The organism is Polaribacter sp. 20A6 (assembly GCF_011378915.1).
GTDB lineage: Bacteria > Bacteroidota > Bacteroidia > Flavobacteriales > Flavobacteriaceae > Polaribacter > Polaribacter sejongensis.
In genome coordinates, this window is the sequence record NZ_WTPZ01000003.1 from 124,812 (window position 1) to 141,061 (window position 16,250).

Below are 16,250 nucleotides of genomic sequence, written 5' to 3' on the forward strand. Positions count from 1 at the left end.
GTGGTTTCTATTTCTGTTTTAATTGGTTTTCTAATTGTTCTATTCCTTTTTCTGTGCAAATTCCTCTTAAATGATAATTCAAATACTTATCCATTAAAGTGTTCATAGAGTAATGGTCTAATGGAAAAACATCTTTGTCTTTAATAGACATCATTCCAGAGAAATAGATGCGAGAAATAAATTCCGTATCAATTTTATCTCTATAAATACCTTGCTGTATACCGTTTTCTAAGTTTTCTATAACGCAATTTTGCATTACTCCAAATTGTTTTCTACTTAGAGAGGTGTAAATTTTAGGGTAATATTTTTGTAATTGATATTGAGGAGAAGATTTTTCGTCTTTTAAATTTGATATTACAAATCTTTTAATTTCAAAAATTTCTTCAATAGGATTCTTTTTTAATACACATATTAAATCAATTCCTGTACAAATACTAGAAAACATAAAATCTGCTACAGCGGCAACAAGTTCTGTCTTGTTTTTAAAGTATTTATAAATTGTTTTTTTAGAAACTCCGCAATCACTAGCTATTTTATCCATAGTTACACTCTTAAAACCTAGGTTTAAGAAGAGTTCACTCGATTTTTCTAATATTTTATCTCTCATAATTAAAAAAAAGTTTCCTTTAGTTTTTTTAAAGGTTTCTTTTGAAATTGTCATTCCCGTGAACACGGCAATCTAAATATTGAATTTTGTAAAAAATTAATAATATTCGGGTGCAAATGTACGAACGGAAACTTTAGAAACAAAAAAAGTTTCCGAAGTTTTATTTATTTTTTAACATTGTATTTGTGAAGTAATATTTCTTTACGTTATTTTTACAAAAAATAACGGATTTGGAGATTTTACATTATCAGAAAGATTTTATCAATTATTTAGAATCTAAAAAGTGGGTTAGTGAACCTAGAAATTTATATGAACCTATAGATTATATATTAAAATTAGGAGGTAAAAGAATGCGCCCAATTTTAACACTAATGGCGGCAGATATTTTTTCTGGTGAATATAAAAAAGCAATGCCAGCAGCATTGGCGGTTGAGGTTTTTCATAATTTCACCTTAATTCATGATGATATTATGGATGATGCCCCTCTTAGAAGAGGAAAAGCTACGGTTCATGAAAAGTGGGATTTGAATACAGGGATTCTTTCTGGAGATGCAATGCTAATTTTAGCGTATCAGTATTTTGAGAATTATGAGCCTGTTGTTTTTCAGAAATTAGCAAAATTATTTAGTAAAACTGCTTTAGAAGTTTGTGATGGACAGCAATTAGATGTCGATTTTGAAACCAGAAATGATGTTACTATTGATGAATATATAAATATGATTCGCTTAAAAACATCTGTTTTAGTAGCGGCCGCATTAAAAATGGGAGCAATAGTAGTAGAAACAAATGAAGAAAACGCAAACTTAATATATGACTTTGGTTTAAATTTAGGTTTGGCTTTTCAGTTACAAGATGATTACTTAGATACTTTTGGAGATCCTAAAACATTTGGTAAACAAATAGGAGGGGACATTATAGAAAATAAGAAGACTTTCTTGTATTTAAAATCATTAGAGATTGCATCTGAGGAAGATAAAAATAAATTAAGTGTTTTTTACAATCAAAATTTAACAGAGAATTCTTTAAAAATTAAAGAAGTAACTCAGATTTTTGAGAAAAATGATATCCCTGTTTTAATAAAGGAACAGATTAAGAATTATACAGAGAAGGCTTTTGATACTTTAAACACGATGGATGTGTCGGAAAAAAACAAAGAAAGTCTAAAGAATTTTGGACTTTGGCTAATGAATAGAACCGTTTAGAAAAAAAACTAATATTTTATTTAATAATGTAATAAAAAGTATTACATTTGCAGCCAATTATTTTGGTCCCATAGCTCAGCTGGTTAGAGCATCTGACTCATAATCAGAGGGTCCTTGGTTCGAGCCCAAGTGGGACCACTTAAAAGCACTCTTATAGAGTGCTTTTTTTGTTTAAAATGTGCTTATTCAGTGTTTTACCTATATTCCCAACATTTTCTTTACCCCATAATTTCCTATAGTTTTGATACTACATTGATACCCGTGTAAATTTGGGTATCAAAACTGTGAAATGTTAGTTTAATGTTCTCTCTCTAAACTCACTATCATTCTCCGTTTTTTAGCTGTTTTTAATATCTCTTACTTAATGTTTTAAGTCCCATAAGTTTGTCTCAGAAAATATAATATTATGAGCGAAATATATTTTAGGGCTATATTCTATAGAAAGAAAAAAATAGGTTATTTATCATTAAATATTTTTCTTATTACTTATGCATAACAGTTATATTATTCTATTTTTACTTTTTTTAAATTAAAGTAGGTGAATATCTTTGAAATTCACGTAGATGCTAAAATGAATAAATACAACGTTGGGTTTTTAGTGAATAAATTTTTATTTGTTTTTTTTATGATTATTCTATTCTTTGGATGTGCAAAGAAGGTTTCATATAAATGGTACAAAACAGTAGATGACAAATTTTTGTTATGGACTTCAGATTCTAGTTATGATTATTTATGGGAAGGAGAGTCTATTGGTGGGATTGCAAATGGAGTAGGTCAGTTGAAAACGCTGAAAGCAGATTCTATTATTTCTTTAATAAAATTCACAAAAGCGAACCCGTTAGTTTTTGGAGCACTTGATAAAAACTCAATAGAAAATTTTGATGACGATCTTTATGTTGGAGAAACCAAAGATCGTAAAATGCATGGATTTGGAGTATATATAAAGGAAAATAATATTGTATATATTGGAGAATTTAACAAAGGTTCTATAGATGGTGAAAATTCAAAGTATACAGACGGAAAGCTATTGTATCAAGGGAGTTGGTTGCGAAATAAAAAAAATGGTTTTGGAATATTTTACCAATCTGATGGTTCTATTAAAGAAGGATTTTGGAAAAATGGAAAATTAGATAGCTTACAAGAACAAAAGTTAAGACTAAAACAAGGAAACTATACAGGGTATGTTGTTAATGGAATACCAAATGGATTTGGGGAATTAATTTTTAAAGATTCTTCTAAATATATAGGGAATTGGAAGAATAGTTTAAGGGAGGATTATGGTGTTTTTACAAATAAAAAAGGAGATACAATTGATGGAGATTGGTCTAAAGATGAGCTGGATGGTGATGTTTCTATAATTTCAAAACTTTTTGAATACGAGGGGAATTATGTTAACGGAAAAAAAGAAGGGTACGGAGCCATAGTTTTTTCTAATGGAACTTTATATTCAGGAGATTGGAAAGGTGGTAATATGAATGGTTTTGGCGAACTAATGACTAATGATGGTGTTCTGTATGATGGTGAGTGGTTAAATGGAATTCCAGATGGTATGGGGCGATATTCGTATCTAAATATTGAGGAATATGAAGGTGAGTGGAAAGATGGTAAACCTAATGGAGTCGGGATATTTGATAGCGAGGATTATAAATACGAAGGAAGTTTTACAAACGGATTATTAAATGGTTTTGGGGAAATTAATTATAAGATATCAAAGGATAAGTATCAAGGTTATTTTAAAGAAGGGGTAAAAGATAATATAGGAGAATATTTTTTTAATTCAGGCAATAATTATAAAGGAGCTTTTGAAAAAGACCAATTTAACGGTATAGGAATTTTTACTTATAAAGACGGCTCAAATTATCAAGGAGATTTTTCAGAAGGTTTATTTTATGGTGAGGGAACATTAACTTTAAAACAACCAGAAGGTGATGTTGTTATTACGGGAAACTGGAATGGTAACAGTGAGTTTCCTGAAGTAGCAAGTATGCTATTTGCTAATGGAGATTTATATGAAGGACCATTAGTTAATGGAAAGCCAACAGAAATGGGTTTATGGTCTTCTAAAGAAGAACGGATTGCTATTGAAAAAAACGAGCAATTAAAAAAAGACAATAGGTCTTTATTTGAAAGAGCGTTTGATTTTTATAAAAAACATAAAGAGACTTTTGATGATGCTCTTGATAAAGTAGCTATTATTCTTGATGTTGTTGAAGTTACAGCATATACATTTGCAGTAGTTACAGGCCCAGAAACACTTGGAATTGGTGCAGCTATTGGAGGGGGAGTTCTTTTACTTGCTAGAGGTATAAATATTGGATTACATGGCATAAAGGCAGGTTTATCTAGTCTAGAGGTTGTTGAAGCATTAGGTGGAGGAGAAAAAGGAAAAGAATTATTATCGGTCTTAACCAAATTTATTCTTAAAATTAAAACGAATGCACCAAAGTTATATGAATCAATCATAAATTTAGAAGATATTAATTCTGATAAACTAATACAGGATTTTAAGAAGTTTGCTATAGTAAATGGTATTGATGAAGACTCTTTAAATGCTATTGATCAAGAAACATTAATAACATCTTTAGAATCATTAGCAGCAGATGTATCAATGTTAGCTTTAACTGCTATTGCTATTCCAGGATCAAAACTTGGTAAATCGATAGGTAAATCTTTTAGCAAAGGAAGTGAGGTGGTTTATAAGGCAGTTAAATCTAGGAAAGTACTAAAACCGTTATTTAAGACAGGTAAAACATTTCAGAAAAAAATAACAGTTAATTTATCTAAAGGGATTACTAAAGCTATAGCAAAAACAGGGGCTAAATCTTCAGTAAAGGGAAATGATCTTTTTTTAAAGAGTATTCTGTTAAAATCTTCTAAAAACATCAAAGAAGTAAAAAAGAAATTAAAGAATAAAAGAGAATCAAGTGATAAGTTACAGGATATAAAACCTTCAAAAAAAGCTAAAAAAAAGAAACGAAAAAAAGAGAATAAAGATGGTTTCCCTTTTAAATTAGTTAATTGGAAAAATAATCAATTAAAAAGAGGTAAAAAGTTTACACTACAAAAGAATAAACGAAGTATCTCTATAAAGATGAATGGAGTAACAAAAGCTAGAGCTTATTCAGTAGGACCTAAAATAGTAATTACTGTAGCTAGTCATTTTGATGGAGAAAGAAAGATAAACCCAGTTATTTTAGGTCCCTTAGTAAGAAAAGCAACATACAAAGTTAATTCAGCTATTTACACCACGGATAATAAATCTAGACCTAAAAAAGCAGTTTTACCAGTTATAACAAAAGGAATGTTTTTAGGTTCGGTAGATAGATATTCGATAACAGGAGCTACAGAAAGTGAAATTGCTATTGAGCACGACAGAATTAGTGGACAAATTGATGATGGAGGTCATTTAATAGCACATACACTAGGGGGCGTAAAAGCTAACATAAATATTGTTCCTCAATATAGAAAAATGAATAGAGGTCCTTTTAAAACAGTAGAAAGTTTTATTAAAGACAATCAATCTTATATAAAAAATTATAATGTAGAAGTGCATTATAACGTAAGTTCATCTACTTTTAGACCTAATCAGTTTTACCAATCATTTTATTTTTATGGTGATATTCAAAAAATTAAAAATTTACAACGAAACTTACTTGGCAAAAATCAAAAATTAAAATTTATCGAAATTAATAAAGGTTTTTACAAATGTATCTTAGGGACGTCTAATGAGCCTTTGGAAATTATAGAAAATAAAACATTAAAAATTGCAGCATAAAAACGAATTATGAAAAGAATTAATCAATTAGGAAGTAACAAATTAAAGAAAGGAAATCTATATGATTTCGAAGTAGTGTCAAATAATTTAGAAAAGGAAAATTTAATTTCTTTAAAATTAAATGAAGAATATTACACAGTAAATTTTTTAAAAAATCAAAAAAAGAAAGATTTACCTAAAGTTTTAAAATGTGAAGTTAAAAGCATACAAAATGGTGAGGTAGTTCTAGTTCAAAAAAAGAAAAGGACAATATTTTTGTTGTTATTAGCATTATTAGGATTACTTTGTGTTGTAAGTATTGCTTTTTTTTATCAAAAAGACTTAAAGGGTTTTGAAGAGGATGTAGATAATGAATCTGAAATTATTGAAGTTAAAAAGCCAGTTATTAAAGAAGAAAAAATTGAATTTAAAGTTAATGGTTTTGGTGCTACAACAAATGTAAAAGATATGTCAAAAGATGAATATCAAGCCTTTCTACAAAACAAAAACAAAGATGGATTAGCATCATCTTCATTGTCATCTCCAAGTTCTACTCCTGCTGTTTATTTTAGTTTAAATGATTTTAAGGAAAGTATAGCAAAGAAAGGAGAAGTAAATATTTCAGGTTTTAAATTTAATAAAAAGGAAGCATTATTAACTGAAAGCCATAAAACTTATATTAAAGAGGTGGTTGAAACTTGTAATAGGATAAATAAAAAAGGTGTTTTTAATATTTCAGGTTTTACATGTGATTTAGGTACAGATCAATTTAATATGGCACTTTCTAAGGCAAGAGCTATCGCGGTAAAAGAGTTTTTAGAGACTTTAGATTTAAATGAAAATGAGGTAGAAGTATATTATTATGGAGAATCTAAATTTAAAGCTATGGGAGATTTAGAAGAGAGTAGAGCTTTAAATAGACTTGCAATTATCTCTTATGTAGTTGAAGAGTAAGTTTGTTTTTCAATAATTAGACTATAAAAAATAGAATCCATTTTGGGTTCTATTTTTTTTTAATGTTTTTATTGATTTACCTAATCTTACGGTTTTATATATTTTTGATACCCTTGTAAATTTGGGTATCAAAATAGAGAAATGCTAGTTTAATGTTCTCTCTTTAAATTCACTATAACTCACTTTTATTCCCTTTTTTTCTTGCTGTTTTCTATATCTCTTGCTTAATGTTTTAAGTCCCATTAGTTTAGCTCAGAAATTATAATATTATGAGCCAGATACATTTTACGACAGTGTTTAATAGAAAGAAAAAACTAAATAAAAAAGGAGAGGCTTTGATTCAGATTTGTGCCTATCATTTAGGTCGAAGAAAATATTTTTCTACAGAAATTTATATAAAGCCAAATCAATGGGATTTGAAAAGAACAAAAATTAATGATCATCATTATGACCATGATTTTTTAAACGATGAAATTGATAATACCATTAAACGTATTAAAGCTATTATTAGACAAAAAAAAGAGCAAGGAGAACAGGTTTCTCTTTCCAAGATTAATGAGATAAAAGATTCTAAATTATATGATTCTTTCTACGATTTTATGAAAGAAGAAATTGAAAAATCTATTATAAAAGAATCTACCAAGAAAACACAAAGAAGAACACTTTCAGTTATGAAGGAGTTTAAAAAAGAATTAGAGATTGATGGCGTGAATGTTGCTTTTCTTATTGGATTTGAACGTCATCTTAATAAATTAAATTTAAGTGTAAATACAATCTATAAATATTTTAAAAATATTAGAACCTATGTAAATAGAGGTATGATTTTAGATTTAATAGAAATAAATGATTATCCTTTTAAAAAATTCAAGTTGAAACAAGTAGATGGTAAAAGAGATTTTTTAACTCCTGATGAATTAGAGCGGTTGGAGAAATTAAACTTAGGGAATGACTTAGAAAAGGTAAAAGACTTTTTTTTAATGAGTTGTTATTGTGGTATGAGATTTAGTGATTTAGTTTGTTTAACTGAAAATAATTTTTATCAAGATTCCGGTATTAAATGGTTAAAATTTAAAATGATAAAGTCTGAAATTAAAGGAGATATGACAACAAGGAAGGAAGTGAAGTTGCCAATTTCAGAAATGTTTTCGTCAAAAGCAGTGGGGATATTTGAAAAATATAATGGTATTAAAAAATATTTGTTTGATGATTTTACCAATACAGAGATTAATAAAGCTTTAAAAGATATTGAGAAGAAGTTAAAGTCTGGAAAAAAATTAACGTATCACGTTGCAAGGCATACTTGTGCAACTAATTTAATTTATTTAGGTGTACCTATTACTACAGTTCAAAAAATTTTAGGGCATGATAAGATAGAAACTACTCAATTATACGTAAAAGTGTTAGATATTACCATTGTAAATGATTTAAAAGGTGTTAATTTTGGTGATTAGTAAATATATTATATTGCGTGTATGAAAATTCTAAAACCAAAACATTATTTGAATAGAAGACTTAAACCAAAAATGGTTGGTTCGGTTAAAACTTATCCAGTATATATTCGTTTTACAATTGGCACTAGCAATCATCGTGTGAAAAGTTTTTTATTTGATTATCTTGAAAATGAGGAACAGCTTCTAGAATATAAAAATAAAATAGATTTGGAAAAGGAAGTTATTAATTATTTATATACTAGATTTCATAATTATTCTTTTTCTAATTTTAATTCTGATGCGTTTTATTTATGCAGTCCACTCAATGTTATTATTGATATGTATATAAATATGTACTCTAGTGATGGTCTTGATGTACCGTCAGAATATTATAAAAAAGAGTTGTATAATTATCTATTAACTAAAACTAATTTTCCTAAACTTTTTCTTAATGAGATGATTCATGATATTAATTTTAATACTTATGTTCCTTCTGAATTTATAAAGGATGAATCTTTGAAAATTGTTATAGAATCTTTCAATTTCTGTATAAATTTTAATGAGAATAAACCTGATCTTTTATGTATGTACAATTGGTTAAATACAAATATTAAAGATGAGTTTAGAGAACAGTACGGTTCCTCTTATTTTAAATTTGTTAATAATGTTGTTGCATTATATTTTAGTTCTTTAAATTGTACTTTAGAAGATTAGTTATTTTTTTATGAATTAAGGCTTAAATTAAAAACATTTTCAAATTAAGTGATAAAATATTTTATCATTCCCTAAAATTTACTTTAATTTGTAGATAATACGCAAATAATGATAATATTTGCCAAAAATAGGGAATAATAATTAAAATTAACACTAATGAGAGAATTGCAAATTAAAACAATCACTGTTCCTAGTGAAGAATGGGACAAAGTCGTCAAAACTTTAGAGAAAATGAGTAATAGCTTGTCTGGTCTTACAGGTAAAAAGGTTGAAAAATATTTAACTAAAAAAGAAGTTATGGGTATTCTTAAAATAGGACGTACAACTTTAGACAGGTATTTGGAAGAAGGTTTCTTACATGAGGTAAAGTTAGGTAAAGGAACAAGAGGATATATTAAACAGTCTGAACTAGACGATATAATGGGTAATAAATAAAAGCTTTGATTTCGAAAAATTTGCTTTATTATTTCTCGAAAAAAGGAATTGATTAAGTCACTATACTTTTCGTAATAAAAAATATTCTAAAAAAAATAAAGCGTTCAAAAATCCACTTTTGAACGCTTAAAAATAATCTTTTATCTAACTTAAAGAGTATGTGCAAATATATGCATTATACTCTTTCAATTATTATTTATGGGAGAAATAAATGCGTACGATGTGTCAGCACACAAAGATTCTGTGTTTGACAAAATCCACGAAGAATTAAGTAAATATTTCAAGATCAAGTTTAACGAAATTGCACTTGAATATGAAATATATAATATCTATAGCAATGAAAAGCTCGAATTTAACGAGTCTTCAATTTTAATACACCTGCATAGAGAAAAAATTAATGTAAGTTCACAAGTATTTAAAACATACTTAAAGGCACATTTTGTAGAACATATTAATCCTATAACAGAGTACCTTGAAGCTTTACCTACTTGGGATGGTAAAAATCATATCAAAAAGTATGCAAGCTATGTAAATACAGATGATAATAAATTGTTTTCTAATCATCTTTTAAAATGGGCAGTAAGAGCAGTAAAAACCGTTTATAATAAAGAATCGATAAATAAACACGCACTGGTTTTAGAAGGAGGTCAACACTTTGGCAAATCCTATTACTTAGACTTTTTATGCCCTAAAGAACTTTCAAAATATTTATATACAAATATAGGTGTAGGAAAAGATGAACGAATTAAACTAGCTAAAGCTTTTATAATAAATATAGAAGAATTAGATGTAATGGGTAAATATGATATTAATGCTATTAAAGCATTAATTAGTCAGGTTTCAATAAATGAGCGTTTACCATATGGAGACAAATCAACACTGCTTTACAGAATTTGTTCCTTTGTAGCTTCAACAAATCGAGCAGAATTTTTATGTGATGACACAGGTTCTGTTAGGTGGCTAATATTTAGCGTGCTTCAAAAACTAGATTATTCTTATAGTACAGAATTTGATATAAATAATTTTTGGGCACAGGCATATCATATTTTTAAGAATGATAAAGAATTCAAATCAGATTTAACTGTAGAAGAAATTCGTGTTAATGAAAATAGGAACGAGCGATTTACAATACAAACAGTAGAAAATGAATTTGTTTTAAAATACTATTCAATTAGTGAAGATATTGAAGATTTTAAAACATCTACAGAAGTCGTAACCGATCTTCAATTTATCGGACAAAAACTAAATATTCAAAAAATAGGCTCTGCTTTTAAAAAATATGGTTTCAACAGAATTAAACATTCAAAACGTCAAGTTTATGGCTATTTAGCAAAATCAAATCTTGTTGGTTCTGCTTGGAATCTTACAAATAAAGAATAATCTATAAATATACTTACCTAGTTACCTAAGGGGTTTTAAATAGTTGATTATTAGGTTTTTATTTAGGTAGGTAACTTTAATAAATTAATATTTTACTTACCTATATAGGTAGCTTAGGTAAGCTGAAAAAATAGATTACCTATGTTTTAATTAGTTGATTATTAGTTTTTTAAATACTTCAGGTAACTAGGTAGGCTTAAAATCAAATTAGAATGAACGATATAAATAAATTAAGAAATATTCCAATGATAAATGTTTTGAGAAAATTAAACATTGAAGCCATTGAAAAGAAAAAAGAACAATATTGGTTTAAAGCCAAATGGAGAGATGAGAGTACAGCTTCTGTTAAGTGTGAAGGTAATCTGTATTATGATTTTGGAGAAGGCTTAGGTGGCAATACAATAGATTTTATTATAAAGTGTTTTTCTATTGATTTTGTACAAGCTGTTAAGTGGTTAAGAAATGAGAGTAACTCTTTTTCTTTTGACCCGCCAAAACAAAACTCATTTTCAGAACTGAAAAAGAAAAAATCGTACTGTATTGATAATGTTCAACAATTACATAACCATGTTTTAATTGATTACTTGAAATCAAGAAGATTGAATATTGAAGTGTGTAAGCGGTATTTAGTTGAAGTGTATTACAGAGTGAATGAAAAAAAATATTTTGGAGTGGGATTTAAGACTAATAAAGGCTCGTATGAAATTCGTAACAAGTATGCAAAATTAGCATTGGGGCAGAAATGGTTTACTTGGATTAATAACGGTCATAAATCAATAATCGTTTTAGAGTCTTTTTCAGATTTTATTGCAATAATAACGCTCTATCCAAAGTGTGAGAAATCTAAAGATTTTTTGGTTTTAAATTCCTTGTCTATGCTTTCAAAAGTAGATGAAGTATTAATTAGTTATCCGGAAATTTTATTTGCATTAGATAATGATACTGCTGGTTCTAATTCTTCGGAGAAATGCTTAAAAAAATGGAATACAGATATATCCTCTAGTAAAGATATTAGACGCCTATTTGAAGGGTTTAAAGACGTCAATGAATACCTATTATATAAATATACAAATTTATAAAAATACAAATGTACAAAGAGGTAAATGTATAAAAATACAAAGGTATAATTTTATAAAAACACAAAGTTATAATTGTGTAAAAGTATAAGTATATAAATGTATCCGTACAAAGGTATAAGTTTATAAAAATATAAAAATACAAAGCTATAAAACTATAAATGTATTTTTTTCGAGAAATAATAAAGCAAGAAAAATAGTGGGTATGAGTAAAAAATGTAAATGTCGATTGAGCAAGCGGTGTATAATGTGGGTACATTTTCACTACGTTACAAGCCCCACATCATACAAGCTTGCTCTACGAGGTTGATTTTTCTTAACGCTATCGCTAAAAAATCTAAAAAAAATGGAAAAAAAAAAGAAAGACGAGTTTTTTAAATTCAGAATTACAGAAAAAGAGAAGGAGTTAATTAGAGAACGTGCAAAAAATAGTGGTAAAAACCTTAGTGAGTTTTCACGTTTTATGCTACTAAATGGAGAAGTAATTTCAATCTCTTTAGAAGAGAAAAGAATATTGGCGGGTTTGGCAAATAATATTAATCAACTTGTAAAGCTGTTCCATCAAAAAAATAAAGAACCAAATAATCTTATGGAAGAATTAAGAACAACATTAATACATTTAAAAAATGCCTATAGGAGAAGCAATTAAAAGCGGTGGTAGTTTTAGTGGATTATCAGAATATATTTTAGCACAAGGAATTTATAAAGGTGATAATGAAATAAAAAAACCAGAAATTATTTTTAGAAATCATGTGTATTCCTCAAATTATTTAGAATTAGGTGCTGAATTTAGAGAAGTAGCTAATGATAATAGAAGAGTAACAAAACCTGTAATGCATTTAGTAGTAAACTTTGCAACATCAGATAATATTTCTATTGAGAATCAAAAAAAGTTTGTCCTAAAAATAATGGATGAAATGGGTGTTAAAGAAAATAATCATCAATTTTTAGTGGTGAAGCATAATGATAAGCATCCTCATTATCACGTTCAAATTAATAGAATTGGTTTTGATGGTAAAACATTATCCGATAGAAATACTAAATTACGTATTGGAACTGCTTGCGATAAAATTGAAAAAGAAATGGGTCTTGATAACTATCTTCATACAACACGAGCTTTTGTTTATGACGAAGTAACTAATAGTCATAAAAAAAATAAAAGCCGAATTATAAATAGAGGTTTACCTGTTGTAAAAGCTTCCAGAAATAGGCAAGTAGGTATTCAAAAGAAAAAAGATTTTATTCAAATTGAAACCTTAAAAGCTTTAGATAATCATAACGTAGATTCTTTAGAAATACTAAAAAAGGAATTGAAAGAAAGAGGTATTTCGTTTAAATATTCAGTAAATAAAAAAGAGCAAGTAGCAGTTTCTTTTCAATATAAAGGTTTGGCGGTAAAAGGAAGTCAAATTAGTTTAAAAGGAGGTCTTATAAAAAATCAGTTGTTAGCGAATAATGAGGCTAGTAAAGAGTTGAAAAGTAAACAAGAATTACTGGGTCTTATAAGAGATGCAGAAACTCGTATAATTAAAAGTGTTAACCAAATTAGGAAACAGTATAATTTAGGTAAAACACCAGAAATTATTGCTGTTTTTAAAGAAAATGAAATTTTTTATAAAGAGGATGGAAATCTTGAATATCAAAATTTGACTTTAGAAGCTGAATTTATAAAACATATTTTAGAAGAATTTGATGAGAAGCTTGAAAAAGCCAAAATAAAACATCAAACCAAAATAAGAGAGTTTGAATTGTTACAAAGTACTGAATTTAAGAAAGGCTTTTTAGGTGTTTTAAATAAAGAACAGAAGGAATTTAATACAACTTTGAAAGAAGAGAAGGAACAGACAAAACGACCATTATTGGAAGTAGGGCTTGAAAGTGTGTATTATAGAAATGAGGTGATTGATAATATATATGAAATTTATCATGAAGAGAAAGAAAAAAAAGTGATTAGATATTTTGGGTATTCAGTAGATGATAGCCTTGATTTGAGTAAAAAAGAAGTTTTAAGAGTTGCCATAAAGAAGAGGTTTACCTTGAATTCTATAAAAAATGACCTTGAAAAATCTAAATATAAAACAAATGTCATTACTGATTCAGAAAATACGAAGATTGGTATAAAACATGTTAAGAAAAGAAGTTTTAACTTATGAATCTTGGTGTAGTTTACATTTTTATGCTAAAACTAAGCATAATGTCAGCATGCCCTGGGGCTCATTTTAAAAATAAGTTGATTTATATTAGTAAAATTTTAAAGGAATGAAATCAATTTATTTTTAAAATGGGAAAAAGTAATTTACAAAATAGAGCAAGTGTTTTATTAATGATTTAAAATTAATAAATTAAGTAGACCTTTTTGTATGTTTATAGCTTTATATAAAACTATAAATACACAAACAAAGTTTACTCAAACTGGAATAAAAACATGGAAAAGTTAGTCGATAAAATACTAGATAAGATAAATAGGCTAGGGGTTAGTAATTTATCATTAGATGAAAGAATTTATTTAAAACAGTATAATGAAAATGAGATTGACTCTAACTTAGAGAGCTGGTTAAATAGCGAGGAGGATCATACTTATGATAATGATGAAAAGAAATTACTGTATGATGAGTTTGAAGATGATGAAGATATTTTTTATAATTATGAAAAACTAAATCGAGTTATAACAAAAGTATTAAACAAAAAACCATTTACTAATAATGCGGATTGGGGAGGTGCAAGCGTATGGAATGTTAAATCAAACGATATTTTTACTGGTTTATTTATTTATCTCGGAGATGATGATGATTTAGTATTGCTCAAAAGAAACATAAATGAAGATGAGGATTATGAAGACGAAGTGGTAAATATAATTACCAGTACTAGAGAGTTAAATAGTGTGTTTTTAAAAATCAACTAATTATAAAGATTCAATTGAAGATTATTCAAATTAGTATAATCTTTAGGTATTCACTTATCTTGTTGAATAATTATTTATAAAATTATTAAAGTCGAGATTAAGTAGTTTAAAGGTTTAATATTAATCATATTTTGTGTCTTTTTAGGTATGCAATTCTTACATTTGATATTAATTGAATTGAAACAATATTTGTGGGTAAAAAAAAATTAAAACATATAGAATTATTTGCCGGTTGCGGAGGAATGAGTCTTGGTCTAGAGTCAGATGGTTACGATTTGTATTTTGCAAACGAATTATCTCCTATGGCTGGAGAAACTTTTGCTTATAACATTCTTGGTGAAACACTCGAAAACAATACCAATCCTAAAAAAACACTTTGGTTAAAAAGTCAATTTAAAAAAAAGGAAATAGCAAATAGACTACGAGAAAATCCTTTTGAAGCTTCTGAAGGTAAATATTCTGACATAGACAAAAACACAAGCTTAAAAGGAAAATTGTTAATAGGAGATATAAATATTCTATTAAACTTACTTAAGAAAACACCTGAGTTAGTTGAAGAAATAAAAAATGAAGATATTGACTTGATTTCTGGTGGACCACCTTGTCAAAGTTTTAGTCTTGCTGGTTTAAGAGAAAAGGACAACCATAAAAACACTTTACCCGCATCTTTTGCTCAAATAGCAGGAATGATTCAACCTAAAACTGTTCTTTTAGAAAATGTGAAAGGAATAACTTCACCGTTTACTGAAGATGGAAAAAAATATTATGCTTGGTTAGAAGTTTCTAAAGCATTTGTTTTAGAAGGTTTTGTACCAGTTTGTATGATGTTGAATTCTAAGTATTTTGGTGTTCCACAAAATAGACCTAGATTTATTCTAACTGCATATAGAAAAGATGTTTTTGATAAAATATTTAAAAAATTTCCTAATAGCAAAATTTTAAAAACATCTGAAGGCTTTTATAATAATGTTTTAGCAAATAGAGAAAACTTGATTAATGTTACTGTAAAAGATTTCAAGTATTACGATATAGAATCTAACCCTGAGCTTTTTGATGGGGAAATCTTACCAAAAATAACTCACTTTGAAAGAGATTTCATAAATACAAGTGAAGCTATTGGAGATATTAGAAGACCTGAAAGAAGTTATGTTTTTGATAACACGAAGGGGAAGTATGCTAATTTACTTAATAGCACTTTCCCTAAATATTTGTACAATGGCTGTATTATTAAAAACCACGAACAAAGGAATCATAGCTTTATTATAAAATCGAGATTTAGGTTTTATCAAGTGATTGAGCAATTTCAAAATGGTTTAAAAAAAGGAGCATCAGATTTATTTACAGGAAAAGAGGTTTCTGAAGAAATAAGAATTAAACTTCTTGATGAATTTTCACATCATCGCTTATTATTCTTTTCAAACGAGAACAATAGAGATGCTTTATTATTTCCTAAAGATATAGATGAAATAGAAACTTTAATTAAATCAATACCAACAAAAAAGCACTCACAACGAGCATTAAAAGAATTTGAACCAGCACCTGCTCAATTAACAATTCCAGATGATTTATGTCATTACGATTCAGAACAAACAAGAACTTTGACTGTCAGAGAAATGGCGAGATTCCAATCTTTTCCAGATTGGTTTGAATTTAAATCTAAAGTGACCACTGGAGGTAAAATGAGGAGGTTTGAAGTACCTCAATATACTCAGGTAGGTAATGCAGTCCCACCTCTATTAGCTAAAATTTTAGGTGAGACCGTAAGAAAACAACTAAAACTAATTCTTTTATATTAA

At 27.7% G+C, this 16,250-nt stretch carries 12 protein-coding genes, 1 tRNA gene and 1 pseudogene; 13 read left to right on the plus strand and 1 reads right to left on the minus strand.

Translation table 11 applies throughout. The features are described from left to right. Window positions 1-7: 7 nt before the first annotated feature. A complete protein-coding gene (locus tag GQS57_RS07905) occupies window positions 8-607 on the minus strand; it encodes a TetR/AcrR family transcriptional regulator (RefSeq protein WP_165732190.1) in 600 nt (199 codons plus the stop codon). Window positions 608-837: 230 nt separating this feature from the next. Between GQS57_RS07905 and GQS57_RS07910 the strand changes: the two genes are divergently transcribed. From GQS57_RS07910 to GQS57_RS07970, 13 genes and pseudogenes are all read left to right on the plus strand, one after another. Further along, a complete protein-coding gene (locus GQS57_RS07910; RefSeq protein ID WP_165732192.1) occupies window positions 838-1,809 on the plus strand; it encodes a polyprenyl synthetase family protein in 972 nt (323 codons plus the stop codon). Window positions 1,810-1,873: 64 nt separating this feature from the next. After that, window positions 1,874-1,947 (plus strand) — tRNA-Ile (locus GQS57_RS07915). 400 nt (window positions 1,948-2,347) lie between these two features. After that, on the plus strand, window positions 2,348-5,584 hold the full coding sequence (locus GQS57_RS07920) for a DNA/RNA non-specific endonuclease (RefSeq protein WP_165732194.1): 3,237 nt from the start codon (window positions 2,348-2,350) through the stop codon (window positions 5,582-5,584). Window positions 5,585-5,593: 9 nt separating this feature from the next. Continuing rightward, complete coding sequence (locus GQS57_RS07925; RefSeq protein WP_165732196.1) at window positions 5,594-6,517, plus strand: OmpA family protein; 924 nt, start codon at window positions 5,594-5,596, stop codon at window positions 6,515-6,517. A 269-nt stretch (window positions 6,518-6,786) separates the two neighbouring features. Beyond that, window positions 6,787-7,968 carry a site-specific integrase gene (locus GQS57_RS07930; RefSeq protein WP_165732198.1) on the plus strand — a complete coding sequence of 394 codons (1,182 nt, stop codon included), beginning with the start codon at window positions 6,787-6,789 and terminating at the stop codon, window positions 7,966-7,968. Window positions 7,969-7,989: 21 nt separating this feature from the next. Next, window positions 7,990-8,661 (plus strand): hypothetical protein, encoded by a 672-nt coding sequence (locus GQS57_RS07935; protein WP_165732200.1) that lies wholly within the window; start codon window positions 7,990-7,992, stop codon window positions 8,659-8,661. Between the two features lie 156 nt (window positions 8,662-8,817). Beyond that, complete coding sequence (locus GQS57_RS07940) at window positions 8,818-9,096, plus strand: helix-turn-helix domain-containing protein (protein WP_165732202.1); 279 nt, start codon at window positions 8,818-8,820, stop codon at window positions 9,094-9,096. Window positions 9,097-9,294: 198 nt separating this feature from the next. After that, window positions 9,295-10,476 (plus strand): VapE domain-containing protein, encoded by a 1,182-nt coding sequence (locus GQS57_RS07945; protein WP_165732204.1) that lies wholly within the window; start codon window positions 9,295-9,297, stop codon window positions 10,474-10,476. 212 nt (window positions 10,477-10,688) lie between these two features. Beyond that, a complete protein-coding gene (locus tag GQS57_RS07950; protein ID WP_165732206.1) occupies window positions 10,689-11,555 on the plus strand; it encodes a toprim domain-containing protein in 867 nt (288 codons plus the stop codon). A 343-nt stretch (window positions 11,556-11,898) separates the two neighbouring features. Beyond that, a complete protein-coding gene (locus GQS57_RS07955) occupies window positions 11,899-12,201 on the plus strand; it encodes a hypothetical protein (protein WP_165732208.1) in 303 nt (100 codons plus the stop codon). After that, complete coding sequence (locus GQS57_RS07960; RefSeq protein WP_165732210.1) at window positions 12,179-13,705, plus strand: hypothetical protein; 1,527 nt, start codon at window positions 12,179-12,181, stop codon at window positions 13,703-13,705. The genes GQS57_RS07955 and GQS57_RS07960 overlap by 23 nt, the downstream gene beginning before the upstream one ends. 263 nt (window positions 13,706-13,968) lie before the next feature. Then, window positions 13,969-14,454 (plus strand): annotated as a pseudogene (locus GQS57_RS07965) (hypothetical protein); the annotation flags it as partial. 191 nt (window positions 14,455-14,645) lie between these two features. Beyond that, complete coding sequence (locus GQS57_RS07970) at window positions 14,646-16,250, plus strand: DNA cytosine methyltransferase (protein ID WP_165732215.1); 1,605 nt, start codon at window positions 14,646-14,648, stop codon at window positions 16,248-16,250.